Here is a 22,934-nt window from a genome sequence, read left to right as displayed (position 1 = left end):
CATCTGCTTTAAAATAAAAGCAAGTTGTATTGGTCAAAGGAGATGAAATCATGAATCGCTTTGCAATCTATTTATTAACTCTTGGTGCGTTTGTAACAGGTACAGCCGAATTCGTCGTTTCTGGTGTTTTAGAGATTATTTCACGTGACTTACGTGTGTCGATTTCAATGGCTGGACAATTAGTATCGATATATTCCTTTTCGTATGCACTTGGCGCACTTGTATTGGTCATGCTGACAGCAAAGTTTGAAAGAAAAAAAGTGTTGTTGAATTCAATGGTTATCTTTATCGCGGGAAATATGATTGCCTTTTTCAGTTTTCATTTTGGTATGCTTATGCTCTCTCGTATTATATTGGCAATGAGTGGAGGTTTGTACATCGTTGTTGCCATTAACTACGCAGCTCAGCTTGCTCAACCTGCAAAACGTGGCAGTGCAATGGCAACGGTAATTACAGGATTTACGGTTTCTTTGGCATTGGGTGTACCTATTGGAACGTTGATTGCCGCATATATGGATTGGCGTTATATCTATCTGATTATCGCTGTAGTTTCGATTATCAATCTCATGCTACTAAACAAATTTATTCCGATGCTAAAAGCGAATAAACAGATACCTTTGAAGCAGCAATTACTTGTGTGGAGAGATAAGCGTTTAATAAGTGGATTATTGACTACAGTATTTTGGATTCTCGGATACACAATGGTATTTGCTTACATCGCTCCTCTTTTACGTACATTAGCCGGGTTTTCTATAGAAATGATCAGTGCAGCTCTCTTAGTATTAGGTGTCTTTGCTTTTATTGGGTCACGTTTTGGGGGGTATGCAGTCGATAGATGGGGACCTGTTCGAACCATTTCCATCAGCTTAGTGATTCATGCAATGGCTTTAATCGTATTAACAGTAACGGCAACTTCAACGCTAGGTGCGCTTTTGACCATTATGGTTTGGGGAACTGCTGCATGGATGACAACACCTGCGAACCAATTTTATTTGGTTTCCTTAAAATCGAAATCTTCAGAGATTGTGTTGAGCTTCAATACTGCACTAATGAATATTGGAATGACAGTAGGTGCGGGTTTAGGTGGGGGGGTGATTGAGTATACATCTGTTCTGAATTTGGGCTGGATTGGTGGAGTAATGGTGTTAGTAGCATTAATTACGGCTTCATATTCATTTGTAGGCAATAAAAAATAAAATGAAAATTTGCTTGGTAGTAAGAACGGATGCAATCTCTTTTTTCCGAAATCCAAAAAAAGAAGCGCCGCTCACGAATGCGACACTCCATCTAGGGAAGATAAAAGGGAGTAAAGGTTGTCATAACCAGCACCTTACAACTAGGGGGGAGTAAGGTGCTGGTTAACTCTTGTGGAAAAAGAGTACCTTACCTACTAGTTTCCCTTATCTCCACGTGTTTAAACCTGTTTATTTTAAAAAATTCCCAATGCTTCTTTGGCACTATATGTACCCGCTACATAACCAGAAGAAAAAGCGATGGTAATATTGTAACCTCCTGTATGCGCATGTACATCCATCACTTCACCCGCAAAGTACAATCCCGCCTTAAGCTTGGATTCCATGGTTCGCGGGTCAATCTCTTTGACGCTTACTCCTCCGCCAGTAATGAAGGCTTCCTGAAGGGAGAGCGTGCCTGTAATCGTCAGGGGAAAAGCTTTGATCGTTTTGGCAAGAAGGGACCATTCCTGTTTTTTCATATGGCTGAGAGTGGTCTCTTCGGAAATCGCAGATAAAGACAGTAGCAGTGGAATCATCCGTTCAGGCAGGTAACCCTTGAGGACATTTTTCACTGCTTTCTTCGGTTGCTCCTCCAACAATCTCCAGCTTTCGGATGCGATCTCGTCAGCTGTTTTGCCTGGCATCAGATCGAGAGTGAGTGAGAGCGGGATAGCACCATGCTTACGCCTCGTGATGGATACATAGTGTCCCATCCGTAGAGAAGCAGGACCAGACAGGCCAAAATGGGTAAAAATCATATCCCCTTCCTGGGTGTTTACCTTTTTCCCATTCGGGGCGTACAAGGTCATCTCGACATCGCGAAGGGACAGGCCTTGCAATGACTTGTCGCGGATGTAGGCATCACTGGCAGTAAGCGGCACTTCTGTTGGATACAGATCGGTGATGGTGTGTCCCGCTTCTTTTGCCCAGGCATAGCCATCGCCCGTTGATCCGGTCTGCGGTACAGAGCAGCCGCCAACAGCGATAATGACGCAGCGGGAAGTAATTTGCTCCCCTGAATGCAGCGATATGCCGACGGCGCGCTCTTCGTCATAGAGAACGTGGCTTACGGAACAATTTAATTGAATGGTAGCGCCTTGCCTTTTCAAAAGGTCAATCAGGGCCTGCGCAACGGTCACAGCTTTATCCGTGACAGGAAACATGCGACCGCGATCTTCTTCTTTCAAAGCTACTCCCAGCTCTTCAAAAAAGCGCATAATCTCACGGTTGCCAAATTGCGCTAAAGCGCTATACATAAAGCGGCCATTGCCAGGCATTTGCTTGATCAGTTCATCCTGTTCCTTGGCATTGGTCACATTGCACCGACCACCTCCGGAGATGATCAGCTTGCGCCCAAGCTTGGAGCCTTTTTCCACTAGACAGACTCGTGCTCCCTGACTGGAAGCAGCAATAGCAGACATGAGTCCCGAGGGACCGCCACCGATGATAATGACATCGTAATCGTAATCAGTTCGATTCATTCTGTTCTCGTCCTTTTTTCATATAGGGTAGGGCAACCCCCATTGTAACACATCGACGCACTTCGACCGAATGCGCGGACACGACGATTATGAATCAGGAGAGAATATCGTCAAGCGGTTGCTTTTCCAGAACGTAACGTACGACTGATTGGTCGCGGAGGATGTTGGTCACCACGTAGCCTTGGGCAAAATAGTTTTCAAATAAACGACGAGTCGATTCACGCCAGCGACGAGCAATTTCCATATCTGCACGTTTGACTTCTTGAAAGTGAGCAGGTACTGGTAGCAGGAGCACAGGTTCTTCGTGACTTAGCGAAATGTCAGTCGGCTGCGGGATGGTGCCCGCGATTTCATAGCTGAGAATTTCAGGTGCATGCTCCGTTGACGGGTGCATAGCTTGTCCGACCCGATGGCGAGCTACACGATCGCTGTCTACAAACCACTCCACGAGAAACCGGTCTGTTGGCAGTCCACGATTAAAATCGTCATCCAATTCGCCGTAGCAATCAGGGTAGTATGTGCGGACCACGCCACCTAACTTGGCGATGTTGAGAAAACCATTGACGGTTTCGAGTGGATCGTAGGTCCAGGTGATTTTTGGAAACCCTTGTTCTTTTGCTGCATCTAGCTGCATCCATTTCATTTGTACGCCTAATCCTTGTTTACGGTAGTCGGGCAAAAAGCCGAGCATATGTGAGCAAAGATGGGATTCACCGTTCGTGTATCCAGGGAAACTGTACAAAAACCCAATCATCTTCTCCTCATCGTATGCTCCCAAAAACAGACCGCCGAATTTGGCCATTGTCAGTGTCATGTGATAGGGAATAACCGAATTAGGGTCCCAGATCAGCCCTTCCAGCTTTTCCACCTGCTCTATTTCACTTCGTTCTGTTAACTTTCGGAATGTAATTGCCATCTCGTTCTACCTCCCCAATTTTTCTCTTTTGTCATTTAGACTGTAATTGCATTCGGGAAAAGAGTGCACATTCCTGCTACCGGCGGTTGCATCCCATTCATTCTACGCAGATAATAGATACGATGATAAACATCCGTTGTGGATGGAGGAGGCTTGACCGATATGGGAAATAAATTTCAGCAAGAGGTATGGAATCGGTTGACACAAGCGCCTGGAGCGCCAGGTTTTGAAGGACCGGTTCGTGATATCATGCGGGAATACATAAGCCAATATACGAATGAGCTCGTTTATGACAATCTGGGCAGTATCTTTGGTGTGATGCGTGGAGATGAGAACGGCCCTAAAATTATGGTTGCCGGTCACATGGATGAAGTGGGCTTCATGGTAACACGAATTTCTGAAAAAGGATTCATTTCCTTCCAGACGCTTGGTGGATGGTGGGGACAGGTTTTACTGGCACAACGCGTACAAATCGTTACAGACAAAGGTGTGATTGAAGGCGTCATCAGCTCTATTCCCCCACATGTCCTAAGTGATGATCAACGGAATCGTCCGATGGACATTCGTAACATGTACATTGATATCGGAGTGGATACCCGTGCGGAAGCAGAGCGTCTAGGCATCCGCCCAGGTCAACAAATCGTTCCGGTGTGTCCTCTTCAGGTAATGGCGAATCCGAATCGGATCATGGCGAAAGCATGGGATAACCGCTACGGATGCAGCCTGGCTGTGGAGCTGGCAAACGAGCTTCATGAGCGTCCGGGACATCCGAATGTCGTGTATGTAGGTGCTACTGTCCAGGAAGAGCTGTCGGGAGCGCGTGGGGCAAAAACAGCGGCTGCCAGCATCGAGCCGGATCTTTTCCTCGCCCTGGATGCCAGTCCAGCCAGTGATATTCCAGGAGTGAGGGAGGAAGGCGCCAAGTTGGGCGGCGGCCTCTTGATGCGTATCTACGACCCGATGTATGTAATGCCGCTCGGACTGCGTGAGCTGTTGATTTCCACCTGTGAGGAAGAAAAGATTCCGTATCAAATTTATGTGGCCAAAGGCGGCACAGACTCCGGTGTGGTTCAGTACCATGGCAAGGGTGTGCCGTCCGCAGTGATTGGCATCCCTTCTCGCTATATTCACAGCCACGCTTCGATCATTGACAGAAAAGACTATGAGGCTGCAAAACGTTTGCTGTTCTCGCTCATTCGCAAGCTGGACCGTTCTACTTGGGATTCCATTCTGCCACGCTAAGGAAAAGGAGGTGGCGCTTTTGAACGCAATCATTTTGTACACACGATACCTAGGCGATGCCACGTCATTTGAGTTTAACGTCTTCGACAACCAATTCGCCACCGAAAATCTGGCCGTACGCAAGGTGCTTATGGCCATGCTTGAATCCGTTCACCACTCTTTGACTGATGTGGAGATTGAATACAATGACAGCATCCTGATCGAAAAGGTCGGAGCAAGACGTGCAGGGGAGCTTCTCCGCTTTCTGGGGGCAACCAAAGAGAACAGTCGGGAAAATCGCAGCAATGATGTCGTGGTTAGCCGTTCTTTTCGGGCACCGCTTACAGAAGAGAGGTACGATTATTTTTACAACCTCACGGATATTGCTCAGCTTTCACACTATCGGCTGAAAGAAGGAGAAGAAGACCGCATCGTCTTTTATTTCACCCGTTACTTGCAGCTGCTCGCACCTGATCAAAAGGCACACGATGCATTCTTGAACAGACTCGAATCGTTTTCACTACCGTATAAGCTGGTATCGATCACGTAGTCGTGATTTTTACAAAAAAAGCCATTTTCTCTCCTCTAGCGGGAGCAAATGGCTTTTCTATTTCCTAAGTAGATGGTCGATTCGGTCCTTCCAATTTTTTGTCTCCGTAGCCAGGAGCATCGTTCTGCACATTTTTTGGCTGGTGATTACGATTTTTCACTCTGTTTTTCGCGGGTGAGTTGTGGATATCTTGTTCTTTCATCATGGTCATCCCCTCTTTCTGGTAACAGTTTACGTCGCGCCTTCTTTTCTGCCTGACCCTGCTTTTGCTTGGGTCATTGCGGGGTTTTTATGACGAGCGATCGCGTAGATGGCAAACAGACCGAGAATCGCTGCTAAAAATAGAGTGACTGCACCATAAGCAATCCAAGGATAGGGACTGCCTACACCTCCTAATCTTTCCACCATCGCACCGCCAATACTGGTCCCAATGGCCGTGCCAATTCCCGATACAAAGTTGGAGAAGCCAAAGTAGGCGCCAAGCCACTCTTCTTTGGCAAAATGAGTAACGAGGCTGTCTTGTACAGGCATGAACAGCATTTCACCCAAAATAAACAAAATGGCCGCTGCACTGAGTGTGACAAATTGTTCAGCCCAGCCCATTGCAGTCAGCCCCGCACCGAGAAGAGTAGTACCGATGGCAAGTGAAATATAAGGATTGATGCGTTGAAGCACAAACCGGGAGACAAAGCCTTGGATCAAGACGACACTCATGGAGTTGATCGTCCAGATCAGACCAATCAAGGTGGCCGAATGCAGCACGTGTTCTCCGCGGAGCGGCAAGATAAGCGCAAACTGAGCGTAGAGCGCCCAAATGAGCAAGGTGATGACGGAAAACAATAGAAAGCTGCGATGGGTCAGGATGTTTTTGTACTCGGAGAGCGGGGTTCGTTTGCAATCGGGTCCCACGCAGCGATCATCGGGCAGACTGAACCAGGTGAGGGCTGCCAACATGGCAAATACAAGCGCAGCTATTAAAAAAGGCTGTTGTCCCAAAGCGGTCATCCACGTAATGACTAAGCCCGCTACGATGATCCCCGAGTGAGCGAGAATTCCGCGCCACGAAAAGGCAGCCGTTCGCTGTGTGGAGGCAACCTCGTCGGCAATCATTGCTTTGATGGTAGGAGCCAACAAGCCGAGTCCGAGGCCGTTCACCGAGGAAAACAAGAGAAATACGCCAAACGACAGGCTATAGTGATAGCCAAGCATCGCACTGCCTTGCAGCATAGAGCCTAGTACGATAATGGCGCGTCTGCCCAGACGATCAGACAAAGGACCTCCCAACAAGCTGCCGACTTGATAAGCAATACTGCCTGCTCCAAGCACGAGTCCGACTTGGGAAAGATGAAGAGAACGGACCTTTTGCAAGAAAACAGGAAACACAGGAATGACCAGATAAGAGGCCAGATGCATGAAGAAAACAAGCAACAATAGCAGCAAATAAGGTTTGTTACGCCAAAGTGAACGCGTGCTTACTTCCATAATCGACTCCTATGTTCTGTGAAAAACGTCTCGACGATTTTCATGAAATGGGATGTGACCGCTCGCGGTCTATTTCACGATTAGTATTAGTGGAAAGGGATGGGCTCTATGCAGACAATTTAGGTGAACAAAAAAATCCCTCCAGCCAGAATATTTCCAGCACGAAGGGATTGCTTCAACTTCTTATTTAAACAAATTAATCGTCGTAATAATGATCGGCATGGCAAACACGTCAATCAGGAAAGCACCTACAATGGGGACGACCAGATACGCTTTACGCGAAGGACCAAAACGCTCTGTCACTGCAGCCATATTCGCCATTGCATTCGGTGTAGCACCCAGACCATGTCCGGTAAAGCCTGCCACCATCACAGCGGCATCGTAGTTTTTGCCCAGCAAGCGGAACAAAACGAATGCTCCGAACAGAACGATAAACACCACCTGTACAAACACAATCACTAACATTGGAAGTGCCAGGTCGGCTACTTCCCATAATTTAATGCTCATGAGTGCCATGGACAGGAAAATGCCAAGTGTTACGTCACTGATGAGGTTGATGCTTTTCATATCAATCGCTTTTGGATTGAATTTATCTACGACGTTGCGAACGATTACTGCTACAAACATGGCGCCTACATAACCAGGGAGGACAAAGCCTGTTGCATCCGAGAACAGCCCGCCTAAAAACGTCCCTATCGCCATGCAGAACGTAATGAGCAGTACTTGGATGAAGAAGGTATTCGTCGTAATCGGTTGTACTTTTTCTTCCACATTTTGTACGGTTTCTTCTGTTTCAGTCGGCTTTAGATCGTATTTGGAGATCAAGTATTTTACCGTCGGACCGCCAACCAAGCCACCGGCAACGAGGCCAAAGGTGGCTGCCGCGATCCCAACAGACAATGCTGAATTGATGCCCATGTCTTCGAGTGTTTGTCCAAAGGCGCCTGCCGCTCCATGTCCGCCTTCCATGGAAACTGCACCTGCCATCATGCCGATCAGCGGATGAATATTGAATAGCGAGGCCATGGAAACACCGATTACGTTTTGTGCCAAAGCCAAGAATCCGCAAGCGATCCAGTAAATGACGAGCAGCTTTCCGCCCAGCTTGATGAGCTTAAAGCTAGCACCCAATCCTACGGTGGTGAAGAATGTGAGCATGAACAGACTTTGGAGCGAGGTATCCAGTGTAATTTCCAAAACACCCGTCGCTTTCAGGATCGTGGCAACGATCGCAAACAGCAGTCCGCCAACTACGGGAGCAGGAATACAAAATTTTTGCAGAAATCCCGCTTTTTTCACGAGATAGGTTCCCAATACGAGCAGTGCAACCGCTAGAAAAATCGTATTTACTTGATTAAGTGCTAATGTCATAGTTGTCTCCTCCTAAAAATGCCACGATGGCTTCATTCGTCAAGTAAGCACCTAATTTTACGGTTCTTCCGTTTTCGTCTACAGCCGGATTCACTTCACAAATATCAAAAGAAAGCGTTTTCTTATGAGAGGCAACTGTGCGGATGATGGTCCGGACAATCATTGGTGTTAACCCAAATGGAGACGGGGCACTCACTCCTGGTGCAAAAGCTGCATTTAAGACATCTGTGCAAAGGGTGAGCATGACATGGTCATGTTTTTCTATGAATTCGTTCATTGTAGAAGTGATTGCATCCATCCGTCCATCCGTCATCTCTTCTTCGTAAATGTAACGGGCCCCAAGCTCGTCCGCTGTATCAAAGAGCTCCTGCGTATTTCCGAAGCGTTGAATGCCAAGCACCAAATAATGACTATTTTTATCCTGATCCAAAATTTGCTTGAACATGGTGCCTGATGAAGGCTGATTTTCGTAGGAGCGTAAATCGAAATGAGCGTCGATGTTGATGATTCCAAGAGAAGCATTCTTTCCGATATGATTGCGGACACCCAGGTAATGACCATACAGGGTTTCGTGTCCTCCGCCTAAAATGATGGGGGTCACCGATTTTGAAAAGAGGAGGGAGACAGCATGACCCAATGCCTCCTGGGCTTGTTCGAGCTCTTCGTTTTGACAGGAGATATTCCCCACATCGACGACGCTCTTGCCTCTCGCCAGCTTCCAGGGGAGGCTTGCAAGCGCTTGCCGAATTGCGTTTGGAGCTTTTGCAGCACCTAATCGGCCTTGATTCCGCCTAACCCCTTCTTCACATTCAAACCCGATAATGGCACAAGTTTGGTCAGACGGAGCCGTCCATGTATCCAGGTCAACCAAGTCCACAATTTGATGGTAACGAAAGCTGCTTCTTCTTTCCGTATGATCAGTCCGGCCGGTCCATAAATCAACTGAAACATTTGTCGGCAATTTATTCATCCTTTCTAAAAGTTTTGAAGTATAATTTATTTTTCGATTATATAATGGCAAACTTATTATTTCTAATATATAATTTAAATAATTTAATAGCTTGAAGCTATAAATGGTGAGGGAGGATTTATGTGGACATCAAACAACTGCACTATTTTGTGACGGTTTGTGATCAGTTAAGCTACTCCAAAGCCGCGCAAAAACTGCATATCTCACAGCCTTCATTAAGCAACGCGATTAAAAATTTGGAGCGTGAGGTGGGCTCCCCTCTGCTTGAGCGAAATACACGGAAGATTGAACTGACGGACGCTGGTAAAATTTTGTATGAGAAATCCATCCTGCTTTTATCGAATATGAACATGCTGAAAAAAGAGATGGATGAAGTGAGGCTGACTGGCAACGGTGAGCTTATTATCGGAATCATCGAGTCTGTCAAGTATTGGATTCCCAAAGTGATTCGGGAGTACCAAGGGCGCTTTCCCTCTATAAACTTTAAGCTGATAGAAGTGCTAGGCGGCAGGGCTGTGAAAGAATCATTGCGGAAATATCATACGCACATGCTCATAACCAACCAGTACATTTGCGAGGAAGACATTGAGCTGCTCTCTTTGTATGATGAAAGGCTTGTACTTGTCCTGCACAAGGACCACCCCTTGGCTCAGAAGGAAACGGTTGCTTTAAAAGAGTTGGAGAGTGAACCTTTTATTATTAGTACGGAAGGTTTTCAGACAAGAGAAGATATTTTACGGGCGTTTTCCCTAGAGCAAGTGTCGCCGAATATTAAATTTGAAATTGAGCGGTTTGAAACAGCTTTAACCTTAGTAAGAGAAAATCTGGGAATTACCATCATCCCCGAAAATTACTTATCTGAACCCAATGATGCATCACTCGTGTGGAAAACGATGGATTCACCAGCGTTGAAGAGGACCGTTTATTTAGCGTTCATGAAAAATCGCTATCTGGCTCCCGCGGTCCAAGCTTTCCTGGAAGATATTCGAAGAAGCTTTGCTACAAAAAGTCGATTTCCCCTGGTGTGAGGAATCGACTTTTTCGTACGGCTCCGCAAAAAGCATGACGCAGCCAGGTTTTCTAATATTTTTTCTCATTAATCTAGTGCTCACCTAATTGTTCGCTTGTCATAATATAACAATAGATGAGGCTAGAGTAGTGGTCAGGACCGGATGGGTGATAGGTAAAAGCTTGTTACTTCCTACTGATAACGGTAAAGAATGGGCGGTATGCCTGGGGTAAGGCTCGATGCTGGGGGAAGGGGGGGATCAGACATGAAAGGTTTTGGTTTTTTTAACCAAGATGGCTTTGAAGTGGTGATCTGGATCATCGTGATCATCTTTCTCCTCTCCATATTCTTTGACGAAGGGATAGATTGAGATGAGTGCATATCGACCTGTTCGCCGCTTGAACAACTATTACAAGTCAAACGATGGGTTTAAAGCATGGATTAGGGCAAACGAGCAATGGTTTAGGGAAAATCCCGAAGTATTCAACCAGATGTTGCGCAATCCAAACATGGTTAATTTATTCATGGATCTCATGGTAATGAATTCACCCCGGATTCAGAAACGGCTGCGAAAAATGGGACGGAAAAGTAAGTAGCGCGAAGCGGCATGCGAGGTAAAAGCATGCCGCTTTATTTGCCATCATAAAATCCAGACAAGCAGCGTAGGGATAAGCATATGTTGCTTGGTCGGGAGGATGGATTCCAACATGGCACAAATCATTCTGACGTTCTTTGTCGCTTATGGCATCGTAGTTGGGGGGGCTCTCAGTGGCGGAATAGGTGCTTTTTTGACCAATAAACCACCGCTTTTTTCCATGGAACTGCTCGCAGATCAGCTTAAAATCTTTGGAATCGTCGGAGCGTTGGGTGGGTCGTTTGATTCGTTCTTGCAAATTGAGAAAATTTTGCTCGGGAATTTCTCGCCGGTAGTTAAGCAATTGGCGATGATCGTCGTTGCCTTTATGGGTGCACATATCGGAACGATTTGTGTGCAGTGGCTGGTGCAGGTGCGTTCATGATCGTGATCCTGTGGAAAAGATACGTTGCTCTTTTGCTTATCGGGATTTTGTTGGGCGCGACGACGATCCTCTTTTTATACGGACGGGAAAAGGAAGAGTTGATATTGGTCAATAAAAGTCTGGAGCTGCAAAATAGACAACTGCATGAAGAGCTTCAGTCCATGAAAGAAAATCAGCGGGTATCCCGCAGGAACCAAGATCTGGTGATAAAGGAAGTGCGTGCATCGGTATTGGTTGGAGAGCAAAAGCTGCATCCGACCATCGAAGTGCAGGTAGTCGATCACTTGGAGAAGGATCTGGCTTCCTTGAAGGGCAAAAAAGTGGAGCAGGTCGCTTATGTCCATCAGGTTTTGCATGAGATGCTTCGCCGTCGTGAATACGTGCTCTCGGATGGTACAATGGTTGAAGTCCGAATCAAGACAGTAGTAATCAGCCAAACCTTGCATGTGTTTGTTACGGCCGAGGTAAAAAAAGAAGACGTTTTGAAAAAGGTTGCGCGAAACTTTCTTTTTATCGAGTCGTATATTCCTACATAAGACTTGAAGCAAGACTGCTAGCGACAACATTTGAGGAGAAAGCGGGAGATGTCGATGTTCAAAAAATTGCTGGCCAGCCTTGGGATTGGATCGTCGCAGGTAGACGCGCGACTGGAACAAGAATCCCTCATTCCCGGAGATGTGGTAAGAGGAGAAGTACACATCACCGGTGGAGACGTGGCCCAGGAGATCGACGAAATTTACATGTATGTAGTCACTCATTACGAGCGGGAAGTGAACGATAAAAAGGTCAAGGAAGAGTGTACGCTAGTCAAGTATCGTCTGACAGAGCGTTTTCATTTACAGCCAAAAGAAAATAAGGTGCTGCCGTTTTCTTTCCAGCTGCCATATGAGACTCCACTAACAATGGGGCGTCAGCCCGTTTATCTTCGTACAGGATTGGATATTAAAAATGCGATTGACCCGGGTGATTCCGATTTCATCGAGGTGCGTCCTCATCCGCTAATGGCTAAGGTGCTCGACGCCATTCAATCAATCGGGTTCCAATTATACAAGGTGGATTGTGAATATAATCGTTATCTGGGACGAACGTATCCATTTGTCCAAGAATTTGAATTCCGTCCAACAGGTCCGCTTCGCAAACGCTTGGAAGAGCTGGAAGCCGTTTTTTACTTGCGCGATGGAGAAGTCGAGGTGCTTCTGGAGCTGGATAAGCGTGCGCGTGGTTTCATGGGGGCGTTTGAAGAGGCCTTTAATTTGGATGAACGATTTGTACGTTTCCGTCTATCTACAGAAGATCTGAATAAGCCGCTGAGTGTTATTGCGAATTCAATCGAGAGTCTCATTCAACAACAGATTCGGTAATTTCGTCAAAAGGCTGCCTGAGTTGAGTACTCAGACAGCCTTTCAACATGCCATTTTATAGAATATGGGGAATGCTATTTTCTAGTCGTCAGATACACCGACAATGGATAGCAGAACAAACAACACCAGAATAAGGGCAATCCCGCTGAAGCCCCCACCGTTAAACAATCCCATGTGATCTCCTCCTAACTCGTGACATGCACTGCAGCTCCCTACATGATAGTCGCCAACCACCGATTAGGTGTGCAGGCTCCCACCCATTTAATTGGCAGAGCCTTTCCTCTCCATGAGGTGTCTTTCTAATTTTTTGATTTGCATGTATGGGACTGGATTTTTCTGACAATACTGTGAGCATAAGAATCCAAGGAGGAAATCATTATGAATTTGTTAGAAAAAACGAGAAAAATTAACATGATGCTGCAAAAAACAATGGGAGGAAGCGGTGTCGGCTACCAGGATCTGGCCAAGCTCTTGTCAGAAGTGATTTCAGCAAACGTATACATCATCACAGCAGACGGATCGATTCTCGGTAGCGGTATGAACCAGGAGATCGCACTCAATGACGAAGGACGCCCGTCGAGTCAGCTTCAAACAGGGGTACATCAAAAATTGCTGGAGGTTACACAGACGATTGCGAATGAACCGATTCAAAGTCCATACAGCCTCGTGCCAAAAGAGCTTAGCTCACTCTTCCCGCAGATGATGACAACGGTTGTACCAATCCATGCAGGGGGAAGCCGCTTAGGAACACTCGTACTATTGCGCGCCTACGGTCAGTTTGAAACGGAAGATCTGATTTTGGGAGAGATCGGTGCCACTGTGATCGGCATGAAAATTGTCCGTCAACGTACGGAACAGATTGAAAACGAAGTACGTGACAAAACCTTTGCTAAAATTGCACTCTCTTCATTGTCTTACAGCGAGCAGATTGCCATTGAAAAAATTATGGAAGAGCTCGATGCCCGCGAAGGCTTGCTGGTAGCGAGTCAATTGGCAGACCAAGCTGGACTTACCCGTTCTGTGATTGTGAATGCTCTGCGAAAGCTGGCGAGTGCTGGTGTTCTGGAGTCCCGTTCATTGGGGATGAAAGGTACATATATTAAGGTCCTCAACGACAAATTCCCATCTGAATTGGCAAAATGGAAATCCTCATAAAGAGCGATAGCAAAAAACAAGCCCTTCCTTTCTAAAGGAAGGGCTTTGGTTAGTGAATCAAGAAGTATAGCTTTATGAAAAAAAGTTCACGATTTAGCGATTGATCATCTGTTATCTAGCCTATATAATGTCCACAAAGGTTGAAACTTCATAAAATTCAAAAAATAAAGTGTATACTTCAGATGAATATGGAGGATATAGAGATGAAAATCATGATAGGTGGTGTGGTTCATGAAACCAACACCTTTTCCAATGTGCCTTCTACCCTTGATTTGTTTCAGAGATGGGAGTGGGATCACAAGGAAACCATTCTGGATCGTAACAGGCGAGTCAGAAACTATCTCGGCGGGATGATTGATCGTGCGGAAGAGACGGGAATCGAGCTTTTGCCCACTTTTTCCACCTTTGCGTACCCGGCAGGAACGATTACAAAAGAAACATATCTGCGGATGAAGAATGAGCTTCTGGATGCGATTCGTGACGCAGGACCTGCGGATGCCATCTGCCTGTCTCTTCACGGAGCGGGAGTCGCAGAAGAGGTCGACGATTTGGAGGGAGATCTGTTAGCAGCCGTTCGGGCACTGGTCGGTTACGAGATTCCCCTCGTTGTCACACTTGATCTACATGCTAACATGACTGACCAAATGGTAAAAGAGGCAGATGCATTGCTAGGCGTCCATCTCTACCCGCACGTCGACTGTTATGAGCGGGGAATGGAAGCGATCGACGTCGCGCGTAAAATGGTGGAGGAAAATTGCAAGCCTACCATGCATCTGACAAGACTGCCACTCATCATCCCTACATCGGCAACCCATCATTCTCCCACAAAAGAGATTAACGAAGCTTGCTGGGCATGGGAAAAGAAAGAAGGAGTCATTGATTGCGCTCTGTTCCATGGCTTTCCATATACGGACATTCCAGAGCTGGGAGTAGCCATTCTTGCTGTTACCGACAATGATAGCGAGCTGGCCAAAAAAGTCAGTGAAGACGTTGCCAGGCAGGTTTGGGAGAAACGGGATGATTTCGCGCTAATCATGCCGACACCAGCAGAAGGAATCGAGCTGGCTTTGCAAACGGAAGGGATGCCGGTTGTCATCAATGAGACCTCCGACAATCCAGGGGGCGGAACACCCGGAGATGGTACCTATTTGCTCCGGGCAATGCTGGATGCCAAACTAAAAGACGCGTGCTTCGGGTTTATTTACGATCCGGAAGTAGTACAGCTCGCTCACCAAGCGGGAGTAGGAGCCACCATCGAGGTACAACTTGGCGGAAAGACCGATCATTTGCACGGCGAGCCGATTTCTGCAACCGCTTACGTAAAATGCTTGACGGATGGCAAATTTATCGCTACAACCCCAATGGGGCAGGGTGGACGAGTAGACTATGGGAATTCTGTCCGCTTACAAATAGATGGCGTGGACGTTGTCGTTTGCTCCGTGAAGTCGCAGGTGCTGGATGAGCAAATCTTCCAGATCCACGGAATTGATGTAACCCAATACAAGATCGTCGCATTAAAATCCAGCACACATTTCCGCGCTGCCTTTGAACCAATCAGTGCGAAGGTGATCACCGTAGACTCCCCTGGATTGACCACACTGAACTTTCGCTTTTTCCAATACGAACGAGCGAATCGACCCATTTATCCGATAGATCAAGTAAGTGACCCATTCAAAGAAATTCTGACAAGGAAGTAGAGCCCAGATGGAAACCGTACAAGAACGCATTCGCAAGCATTTTCCCGAACTGACGAACCAGCAGAAGCTGGCCGCCAAATACATTCTCGCCGAACCAAAGGAGGTAGCTCTCCATCCCGCCAAAGTGGTAGGGGTCCTGAGTGGAACGAGCGAAACCACGATCATTCGGCTTTCATACGCCCTATCTTATTCCGGGTATAGCGAATTGCAGAATGAAATCCGCAGCTCCCTCTTAGAAAGAGTTCCGAAAGATAATGCCATCACCAGTTTTCTAACCGCCGCGGAAGAAATACGAGGGCGCAATGACCTGATTACTTTTAGCATGGAGCAGGATGTGGCCTACATCAGGCAGACACTGGAGGAACTGCGTGATGAACAGCTTCAGCAAGCAGTGGCTAGCATTTTAGCCGCCAAGCAAATAGTAGTCGTTGGGTTTCGAAGCTCATACGCTTCAGCCCATTGGCTCGCTTTTAATCTGAATATCATTAAAGGAAATGCACACCTCTACAACGGTCCCGTAGATGATGCCAATTACCTGATCACACAAGTCAACCGGGACTGGCTGGTCATTGCCTTGTCTTTCCCTCGCTATATTAGTGAAACGATCCTGTTTGCCAAGGCAGCCAAGGATAAGGGAGCAAAGATATTGGCCATTACCGATGATGAGCTTTCACCGCTTGGACCGATCGCCGATCAGGTGTTAAAGGTATACGCACCTTCACCGATAGCAATAAAAGGCATGGCCTCGATTTTTTCCATGCTGAATGTTTTAGTCAGCGGTGTCATTTCGGCAAATGGGGAAAAGGTGCAAGAGCGAATCAAGGAGTATGAGGAGACAAGCCGACAGATCTATCCGTTTGTAGATACGTCAGATAAATAAGCTATACCCAAGATAAAAGGGGGAGAAAGGAAATGAAAAAGAACGGGTGGAAAAAAGGGGCGCTGAGCGTGCTACTGGCAGGAGCCGTCGTAGCAGCCGGATGCACTTCGCAAAACTCAAACAATCCTGGGCAATCAGGTAGTGATACAGCAAAGGGCGGAAATACTTTGGTGATTTCCGCTCTGGTTGATCCCGATACATTGGATTTACATAAATCCACCTGGCTGAGCCCCGCGAACACCCTGCTGTATGAGCCACTGTTGACACGTGACATGACAGGGAAAATCATTCCTGGTCTGGCTGAGAAATACGAGGTTTCGGAAGACGGCAAGGTTTGGACGTTTACGCTGCGCAAGGACATTCGTTTCCACTCGGGAGAAGCAGTAACAGCAGCAGCGGTCAAGGACTCATTCGACCGCATGTTAGAAGTCTCGCCGGTAAAAGGGATCGTCGGTCCAATTGAAAAAGTCGAGGCGACAGACGAGCAGACCTTCAAAGTTTACTTCAGTACTCCGTTTGCTCCTTTTATCAATGTGGTGATCAGCGGCATGATTTCTCCAATCGACCCGAAGAAAGCGAAAGAACTAGGGGACGGTTTCGGCGACAATCCATCTGGAACAGGCTCCGTCATGTTTGAAAAGCGAGAGCGGGGAGCTTCCCTGACCTACAAGAAAAATCCCGATTACAACTGGGGACCAGAATACGTAACCAACAAAGGACCGTTGCAGGTAGACCATGTGATGTTCCGTTTCTTGAAAGATGACGACACCCGAATGATGGAGTTCAAGAAAGGTACGATTCATGTCTTGAACGACGTACCGGCAAATGCAGTAGCAGAATTACAAGGGCTGCCGGGAGTAGAGATTAAAAAAACGATGGATTTGGGGATTAAATATATTGCTTTTAATAACCTGCACCCTCTCTTCTCTGATGTTCGTCTGCGCAAGGCGGTTGCGCTCTCTGTCGATCGTGATCCATTGGTAAAAGTGGCTCTTAACGGTTTTGGGAAACCAGTCTATGGCCCACTCGCTCCAACGATTTTTGGCTACAGCGACAAAATTGAGGCTAAGGCGAAGCAGATGTATTCCCGGGATTTGGATCAAGCCCGTAAGCTGTTGGCAGATGCAGGCTGGACAGACACCAATGGCGACGGCATCGTGGACAAAGACGGCAAAGCATTATCTGTAGAAATACTTGTTTCCCCTGAACCTTCCTTCCAACGTGCTGTACAGATTTTACAGAGTCAGTTGAAAGAAGCGGGGATTGATTTGAAGATTACAGTTCAGGAAATAACAACGATCAAGGATCGTATCAGCAAAAAGTCCTATGATATGGCCCTGATGTATTACGGTTGGTACGACGCCGATATTTTCTATCTGCTCTTTGAAAAAAGTAATTACTCAAGTCGGATGTACTTCACGCGACCAGACCTGGATGATCTCTTGAATAAAGGGCGTGCAGAGATGAATGATGAGGAGCGCATCAAAATTTATGAAGAAGCCCAGGAGATTATGCTGAATGAATCACCGTGGGTACCATTATGGGCTAATGAAACGGTAACAGCTATACAAGGTGTGAAAGGCTTTGTTATCAACCCGTACACCCAAAACATGGTCCTAAATGACGTCAAACTCGATAAATAAACAACAAAGAGGTGGGTGGCATGCGTCGATACGTACTAAAGAGGCTGCTTTCCCTAGTAGGTACACTACTAGGGGTATCCGTCCTCATCTTCCTCATGGTGCATCTAATCCCAGGTGATCCCGTTACAGTGATTCTTGGACAGTTTGCTACCCCGGAGGCAGTCAGCCAAATGCGTGCAACACTTGGGCTTGATCAGCCGCTTTGGCAGCAATACGTGCACTTTTTAGGAAGACTAATGGTCGGTGATTTAGGGACTTCCCTTTTTACAGGAGAAACGGTGTGGGAGCAAATTACGTCACGTTTTCCAATAACACTGCAGCTCGCTGTTTTAAGCGTAATCATTGCGGCAATATTCGGGATTATTCTCGGAACCATCGCCGCAATTAAGCAAAATACGATAGTTGACAGGCTGGTTGTTCTCTCATCCTTGGTGGGGATCTCGGCACCAGGCTTCTGGATTGCACTGTTCCTGATTTGGGTCTTTGCTTATAAGCTGGCGCTATTCCCGATCTCTGGGTATGAAGGTGTTCATTCTTTGTTACTTCCCGCAATCACGTTAGGATTGGCGGAAGCGGGGATGATCGCTCGGATGACCCGCTCCAGTATGCTGGAAGTCATCAGGCAGGATTACATGCGCACAGCGGAAGCCAAGGGAGCGGCGTTGATCCGTATGGTTTTCAGCCATGGACTGCCGAATGCGATCATCCCGGTCATCACTATGATTGGTTTGCAATTTGGCTCGCTCATGGCAGGAGCAGTGGTAGTAGAAACCGTCTTTTCCTTGCAGGGGATCGGTAGTTTGGCGATCGAAGCCATAGGCAAGCGAGATATGCCAACGGTACAAGGAATGGTGTTCTTCATGGCATTGATTTTTGCAACAACGAATTTGATCGTGGATTTAATTTACAGTGTGGTTGATCCGCGTATCCACTACGACTAGGGAGAGGAGCAGAACGATCGTGAACAATAATCGACCTGAGTCGTATTGGAAAGTCATCGGAATGCGATTGAGCCGCAATAAAACAGCGATGGGTGGGGCCATCATTCTTCTCCTGTTTATTGTCGGATCACTGCTTGCTCCGCTGATTGCACCGCACCCTGTGGATCAGATGAATTTTGATAATCGTCTGGCCTCCCCAAGCCTCACGAACCTTTTGGGAACGGATGATTTTGGGAGAGATATTTTTTCAAGATTGCTGCACGGCGGACGAATCTCCTTGTTGATGGGGCTGATTACAGTCGTACTCTCTACTGTCATTGGCGTTACACTGGGGATTATTGCTGGATACTACCGCCGGGTTGACCTGTTTATCATGCAAGGAATGGATATTCTCATGTCGTTGCCAGCTCTCTTGCTAGCGATTGCGGTCATTGCCGTCCTGGGACCGGGGCTGACGAATGCCATGATCGCAGTTGTGATTGCTGTCATTCCTTCCTATGTTAGGATCGTACGTTCGGCTGTCCTGTCTATACGTGAAAAGGAATTCATTGAGGCTGTCAGAGCTTTGGGAATACGGGACTGGCAAATCATGATGAAGCATGTTTTGCCCAATATTTTGTCGCCGATTATCGTGCTGTCTACCATCCAGTTTGGCGTCAGCATATTGGCAGCAGCAGCGTTGAGCTTTCTTGGACTGGGTGCGCAGCCGCCTATGCCGGAGTGGGGAGCAATGGTTTTTGTAGGAAAATCGTTTTTGAGTCAAGCTTGGTGGATGTCGATCTTTCCAGGAATGGCCATTATGCTGGTGGTCCTTGGCTTTAATCTGTTAGGGGACGGATTGCGCGATGCGCTAGATCCAAAAACAAGGTAATGGGAGGAAAGGGGGGCAACCACCTGATGCAGGATGTTTTGCTTGCGGTAAAAGATCTACGTGTTCAATTTCAGACGGAAAAAGGAACGCTTCCTGCGCTGCAGAGTATTTCCTTTCACATTCGACAGGGAGAAACGGTCGCATTGGTAGGGGAGTCGGGCTGCGGCAAGAGTGTTACATCGCTCGCGATCATGGGCCTCTTGTCCGAGACGTTTACGCGGATGGAAGGAAGCATCCACTTCAGGGATAGAATTCTGAATCAATTAGATAAGAAAGCCATGCGTTCGATACGTGGAAATGAGATCGCCATGATTTTCCAGGAACCGATGACGTCGCTCAACCCCGTTCACACAATTGGCAAGCAATTGGAGGAAGTGTACCTGCTCCACAGTGATTTATCCAAAAAAGAACGTCAGGCCAAAGCGATCGAGATGCTCAAAAAAGTCGGAGTGCCTCGTCCGGAAAGCATCATGCGGGAGTATCCCCACCAACTGTCCGGTGGGATGAAGCAGCGGGTCATGATCGCCATGGCGATGGCATGCAATCCTGACTTGTTGATTGCCGATGAGCCGACTACCGCTTTAGACGTTACGATCCAAGCGCAAATATTGGAACTAATGAATGAGCTGAAAGAAAACAGTAATACTTCAGTGCTTTTGATTACCCATGACTTGGGTGTTGTGGCAGAGATGGCTGACCGTGTACTGGTGATGTATTACGGTGAGATTGTAGAAGAAGCAGATGTTGCCAGTTTGTTCGTAAATCCGTTGCATCCGTATACTACAGGGCTATTGCGCAGTATACCGGATATGGATGAACAAGACCGGCTCAGGCTGGAACCGATTGAAGGGAGTGTACCTCTTCTGGGAGAAGTTACGCAGGGATGTGCATTTCGGTTCCGCTGTCCCCATGCCCATGAGCGTTGTCACAATGAAAAACCGCCACTGCTGGCAACTGGATCACAAGCGGTACGCTGCTGGCTGTACGAGAATAAGGAGATGGCGGTATGAGAGAGGAACTGTTAGCAGTCAACGATCTGAAAACGTACTTTTCCATCAACAAAGGGCTCTTTAAGAAAAATGAAGAAGTGGTCAAGGCCGTTGATGGGGTGACCTTCCATGTAAAAAAGGGCGAAACGCTTGGCTTGGTTGGGGAAAGCGGCTGCGGGAAATCGACTACTGGCCGAAGCATCATGCGACTCATCGAACCAACAGGCGGAACCATTCATTTTGAAGGACAAGAGATTTCAAAATTATCCGCTTCTCGTTTTCGTCCTTTGCGAAAACGGATGCAAATCGTGTTTCAAGACCCGTATGCATCGCTGAACCCAAGAATGACGGTGCAAAAAGCATTGGAAGAAGCGATTGGAGTTCGTCTGCCGCATCTATCTGCTAATGAACGCGTTGATCAGGTGAAGGAGTTGCTTCAACTGGTGGGGCTCAATGCGTCGTTCGCTAGTCGGTATCCACATGAATTCAGTGGTGGACAGCGTCAGCGAATCGGGATTGCCCGCGCTTTGGCTGTTCAGCCTTCGCTGATTGTTGCCGACGAACCTGTATCAGCACTGGATGTCTCCATTCAAGCTCAAATCGTCAATCTTTTACAGGATTTACAGCAACGCCTCGGATTAGGCTATCTGTTCATCTCGCATGACCTGGGTATCGTTCGTCACATCAGTGACCGCATCGCTGTGATGTATTTGGGGCGAATCGTTGAAATCGCAGATAAAAAAGATCTGTTTGCAAGACCGATGCATCCGTACACACAAGCGCTGATGTCTGCTGTGCCCAAAGCCAATCCGTTGCGAAAAAAAGAGAGAATCGTACTTACAGGTGACGTCCCTAATCCGGCAAGACCACCATCAGGCTGCACGTTCCATACGCGTTGCCCGCACAGTGTGGAGCTGTGTCGAACCGTCAGACCAGTTGCTATCCAGGAAAATCCAGGACATTTTGTAGCGTGCCACCTTTACGGCGAAGAAGGGATGAAAATCATTGAAAATAGAGCGAATTGAATTACAGCAGCTACACATGCCACTTCGTTTCCGCTTTGAAACCAGTTTTGGGAGCACGGTTATGAAAGATTTACTCCTGGTCAGCGTCTATGGAGAAGGAGGGGTTGGGCACGCGGAATGCGTAGCGATGCCGGATCCTTACTATAATGAAGAAACAACTGAGACCGCTTGGCACATGATGGAACGGTTCCTCGTTCCGAAGCTTTTTGCCAATCCGATCGAGACACCGGAAGATGTAGATCGCCTGTTTGCTCCCGTACGGCGTAACAACATGGCAAAAGCAGTTTTGGAAGGCGCTATTTGGGATCTCTACAGCAAACAAAAAGGGATCTCACTTGCCAAGGCACTAGGTGGAGAGAAATCGGTCATCGATGTGGGCATCAGCATTGGGATTGAACCAACGGTAGGCCAGGTACTCGACAAAGTAGAGCGGCATCTGGGCGAAGGGTATAAAAAGATCAAGGTAAAAATCAAGCCGGGCTTTGACGTTGAGGTAATCCGTTCGATCAGGGAGCGCTTCGGAGATGATGTGCCGCTGATGGCCGATGCCAACTCTGCGTATACGATGGAGCATCTGGACGTGATGAAGGAGCTGGATCAATACGGACTGATCATGATTGAACAGCCGCTGGCACATGATGACATCATCGATCATGCCAAGCTGCAAAAAGAGCTGCGCACGCCGATTTGTTTGGATGAGAGCATCCACAGTGTAGAAGATGCGCGCAAAGCGATCGAATTGGGCAGCTGCAAGATCATTAATATTAAAGTGGGCCGCGTAGGGGGACTGACCGAGTCCAAGCGGATTCACGATTTTTGTCAGGCTCATGACATTCCCGTCTGGTGCGGCGGCATGATTGAATCAGGAGTAGGTCGTGCGCACAATATCGCTATAACTACATTGCCTAATTTTACAATCCCGGGAGATACGGCTGCTTCCAGTCGCTATTGGGAGGAAGACATCGTGGAGCCTGGTGTTGAACTTGTCGCTCCTGGACAAATGGCAGTTCCAGACCGCCATGGAATCGGCTTCACGGTAAATCCACGGGCTGTCGGCAAGTATGTGATTCGTTCAGTAAACTTTCGGCCGTAGCAGCAAGAGGCAATGTAAGTGCCCT

The 22,934-nt window shown here is 47.3% G+C and carries 24 protein-coding genes; 17 read left to right on the top strand and 7 right to left on the bottom strand.

Going from position 1 to position 22,934, the window contains the following annotated elements:
• The first annotated feature begins 50 nt into the window (after positions 1 to 50).
• Positions 51 to 1,196 (top strand): MFS transporter, encoded by a 1,146-nt coding sequence (locus tag ACIFQN_RS29390; RefSeq protein ID WP_429836592.1) that lies wholly within the window; start codon positions 51 to 53, stop codon positions 1,194 to 1,196.
• Positions 1,197 to 1,429: 233 nt separating this feature from the next.
• Here the strand turns inward: ACIFQN_RS29390 and ACIFQN_RS29385 are convergent, their stop codons facing one another.
• Together ACIFQN_RS29385 and ACIFQN_RS29380 are read right to left on the bottom strand one after the other, a co-directional pair.
• On the bottom strand, positions 1,430 to 2,716 hold the full coding sequence (locus tag ACIFQN_RS29385; protein WP_429836591.1) for an NAD(P)/FAD-dependent oxidoreductase: 1,287 nt from the start codon (positions 2,714 to 2,716) through the stop codon (positions 1,430 to 1,432).
• A 94-nt stretch (positions 2,717 to 2,810) separates the two neighbouring features.
• Positions 2,811 to 3,632 (bottom strand): GNAT family N-acetyltransferase, encoded by an 822-nt coding sequence (locus ACIFQN_RS29380; RefSeq protein WP_429836590.1) that lies wholly within the window; start codon positions 3,630 to 3,632, stop codon positions 2,811 to 2,813.
• A 162-nt stretch (positions 3,633 to 3,794) separates the two neighbouring features.
• Here ACIFQN_RS29380 and ACIFQN_RS29375 point away from each other — a divergent pair, with 162 nt between their 5' ends.
• A complete protein-coding gene (locus ACIFQN_RS29375; RefSeq protein ID WP_429836589.1) occupies positions 3,795 to 4,874 on the top strand; it encodes a M42 family metallopeptidase in 1,080 nt (359 codons plus the stop codon).
• Between the two features lie 19 nt (positions 4,875 to 4,893).
• Positions 4,894 to 5,403, top strand: coding sequence for a hypothetical protein (locus ACIFQN_RS29370; RefSeq protein WP_429836588.1), 510 nt, complete (start codon positions 4,894 to 4,896; stop codon positions 5,401 to 5,403).
• Positions 5,404 to 5,467: 64 nt separating this feature from the next.
• Here the strand turns inward: ACIFQN_RS29370 and ACIFQN_RS29365 are convergent, their stop codons facing one another.
• The 4 genes from ACIFQN_RS29365 to hutG form a co-directional block, all read right to left on the bottom strand.
• Positions 5,468 to 5,608 (bottom strand): hypothetical protein, encoded by a 141-nt coding sequence (locus ACIFQN_RS29365; protein WP_429836757.1) that lies wholly within the window; start codon positions 5,606 to 5,608, stop codon positions 5,468 to 5,470.
• A gap of 26 nt (positions 5,609 to 5,634) precedes the next feature.
• Positions 5,635 to 6,885: an MFS transporter gene (locus tag ACIFQN_RS29360; protein WP_429836587.1), complete on the bottom strand. Its 1,251-nt coding sequence runs from the start codon at positions 6,883 to 6,885 to the stop codon at positions 5,635 to 5,637.
• Positions 6,886 to 7,068: 183 nt separating this feature from the next.
• Positions 7,069 to 8,256, bottom strand: a complete 1,188-nt coding sequence (gene gltS, locus ACIFQN_RS29355; protein WP_429836586.1) for a sodium/glutamate symporter — start codon at positions 8,254 to 8,256, stop codon at positions 7,069 to 7,071.
• On the bottom strand, positions 8,240 to 9,226 hold the full coding sequence (hutG, locus tag ACIFQN_RS29350; protein ID WP_429836585.1) for a formimidoylglutamase: 987 nt from the start codon (positions 9,224 to 9,226) through the stop codon (positions 8,240 to 8,242). The genes gltS and hutG overlap by 17 nt, the downstream gene beginning before the upstream one ends.
• A 122-nt stretch (positions 9,227 to 9,348) precedes the next feature.
• Here hutG and ACIFQN_RS29345 point away from each other — a divergent pair, with 122 nt between their 5' ends.
• The 5 genes from ACIFQN_RS29345 (at position 9,349) to ACIFQN_RS29325 (ending at position 12,615) form a co-directional block, all read left to right on the top strand.
• Positions 9,349 to 10,254: a LysR family transcriptional regulator gene (locus ACIFQN_RS29345; RefSeq protein WP_429836584.1), complete on the top strand. Its 906-nt coding sequence runs from the start codon at positions 9,349 to 9,351 to the stop codon at positions 10,252 to 10,254.
• 352 nt (positions 10,255 to 10,606) lie between these two features.
• Entirely contained in the window at positions 10,607 to 10,831 is a 225-nt protein-coding gene (locus tag ACIFQN_RS29340) for a hypothetical protein (RefSeq protein ID WP_429836583.1), read from the top strand.
• Between the two features lie 111 nt (positions 10,832 to 10,942).
• Positions 10,943 to 11,254: a YtrH family sporulation protein gene (locus ACIFQN_RS29335; protein WP_429836582.1), complete on the top strand. Its 312-nt coding sequence runs from the start codon at positions 10,943 to 10,945 to the stop codon at positions 11,252 to 11,254.
• Positions 11,251 to 11,790 (top strand): hypothetical protein, encoded by a 540-nt coding sequence (locus tag ACIFQN_RS29330; RefSeq protein ID WP_429836581.1) that lies wholly within the window; start codon positions 11,251 to 11,253, stop codon positions 11,788 to 11,790. Before ACIFQN_RS29335 ends, ACIFQN_RS29330 begins: the two co-directional genes overlap by 4 nt.
• 48 nt (positions 11,791 to 11,838) lie before the next feature.
• On the top strand, positions 11,839 to 12,615 hold the full coding sequence (locus ACIFQN_RS29325; RefSeq protein WP_429836580.1) for a sporulation protein: 777 nt from the start codon (positions 11,839 to 11,841) through the stop codon (positions 12,613 to 12,615).
• Positions 12,616 to 12,696: 81 nt separating this feature from the next.
• Here ACIFQN_RS29325 and ACIFQN_RS29320 read toward each other — a convergent pair whose 3' ends face one another.
• A complete protein-coding gene (locus ACIFQN_RS29320; protein WP_429836579.1) occupies positions 12,697 to 12,789 on the bottom strand; it encodes a YjcZ family sporulation protein in 93 nt (30 codons plus the stop codon).
• Positions 12,790 to 12,993: 204 nt separating this feature from the next.
• Here ACIFQN_RS29320 and codY point away from each other — a divergent pair, with 204 nt between their 5' ends.
• The 9 genes from codY to menC all read left to right on the top strand — a co-directional run bounded on the left by codY (position 12,994) and on the right by menC (position 22,909).
• On the top strand, positions 12,994 to 13,770 hold the full coding sequence (gene codY, locus ACIFQN_RS29315) for a GTP-sensing pleiotropic transcriptional regulator CodY (protein ID WP_429836578.1): 777 nt from the start codon (positions 12,994 to 12,996) through the stop codon (positions 13,768 to 13,770).
• A gap of 203 nt (positions 13,771 to 13,973) precedes the next feature.
• The gene (locus ACIFQN_RS29310) at positions 13,974 to 15,467 is read left to right on the top strand and encodes a M81 family metallopeptidase (RefSeq protein WP_429836577.1); all 1,494 of its coding nucleotides are present in this window, start codon (positions 13,974 to 13,976) and stop codon (positions 15,465 to 15,467) included.
• A gap of 7 nt (positions 15,468 to 15,474) precedes the next feature.
• Positions 15,475 to 16,347 carry a MurR/RpiR family transcriptional regulator gene (locus ACIFQN_RS29305; protein WP_429836576.1) on the top strand — a complete coding sequence of 291 codons (873 nt, stop codon included), beginning with the start codon at positions 15,475 to 15,477 and terminating at the stop codon, positions 16,345 to 16,347.
• Positions 16,348 to 16,379: 32 nt separating this feature from the next.
• Positions 16,380 to 17,990 carry an ABC transporter substrate-binding protein gene (locus ACIFQN_RS29300; protein ID WP_429836575.1) on the top strand — a complete coding sequence of 537 codons (1,611 nt, stop codon included), beginning with the start codon at positions 16,380 to 16,382 and terminating at the stop codon, positions 17,988 to 17,990.
• Positions 17,991 to 18,010: 20 nt separating this feature from the next.
• Positions 18,011 to 18,931: an ABC transporter permease gene (locus ACIFQN_RS29295; protein ID WP_429836574.1), complete on the top strand. Its 921-nt coding sequence runs from the start codon at positions 18,011 to 18,013 to the stop codon at positions 18,929 to 18,931.
• Between the two features lie 16 nt (positions 18,932 to 18,947).
• Positions 18,948 to 19,802 carry an ABC transporter permease gene (locus ACIFQN_RS29290; RefSeq protein WP_429836750.1) on the top strand — a complete coding sequence of 285 codons (855 nt, stop codon included), beginning with the start codon at positions 18,948 to 18,950 and terminating at the stop codon, positions 19,800 to 19,802.
• Between the two features lie 26 nt (positions 19,803 to 19,828).
• Positions 19,829 to 20,812, top strand: a complete 984-nt coding sequence (locus ACIFQN_RS29285) for an ABC transporter ATP-binding protein (protein ID WP_429836573.1) — start codon at positions 19,829 to 19,831, stop codon at positions 20,810 to 20,812.
• Positions 20,809 to 21,816 carry an ABC transporter ATP-binding protein gene (locus ACIFQN_RS29280; RefSeq protein WP_429836572.1) on the top strand — a complete coding sequence of 336 codons (1,008 nt, stop codon included), beginning with the start codon at positions 20,809 to 20,811 and terminating at the stop codon, positions 21,814 to 21,816. The genes ACIFQN_RS29285 and ACIFQN_RS29280 overlap by 4 nt, the downstream gene beginning before the upstream one ends.
• Positions 21,797 to 22,909, top strand: coding sequence for an o-succinylbenzoate synthase (gene menC, locus ACIFQN_RS29275; RefSeq protein ID WP_429836571.1), 1,113 nt, complete (start codon positions 21,797 to 21,799; stop codon positions 22,907 to 22,909). Before ACIFQN_RS29280 ends, menC begins: the two co-directional genes overlap by 20 nt.
• Positions 22,910 to 22,934 lie beyond the last annotated feature (25 nt).

The sequence above is a fragment of the Brevibacillus sp. NRS-1366 genome, from assembly GCF_050467985.1.
This window is presented reverse-complemented; position numbering and strand designations above follow the sequence as displayed.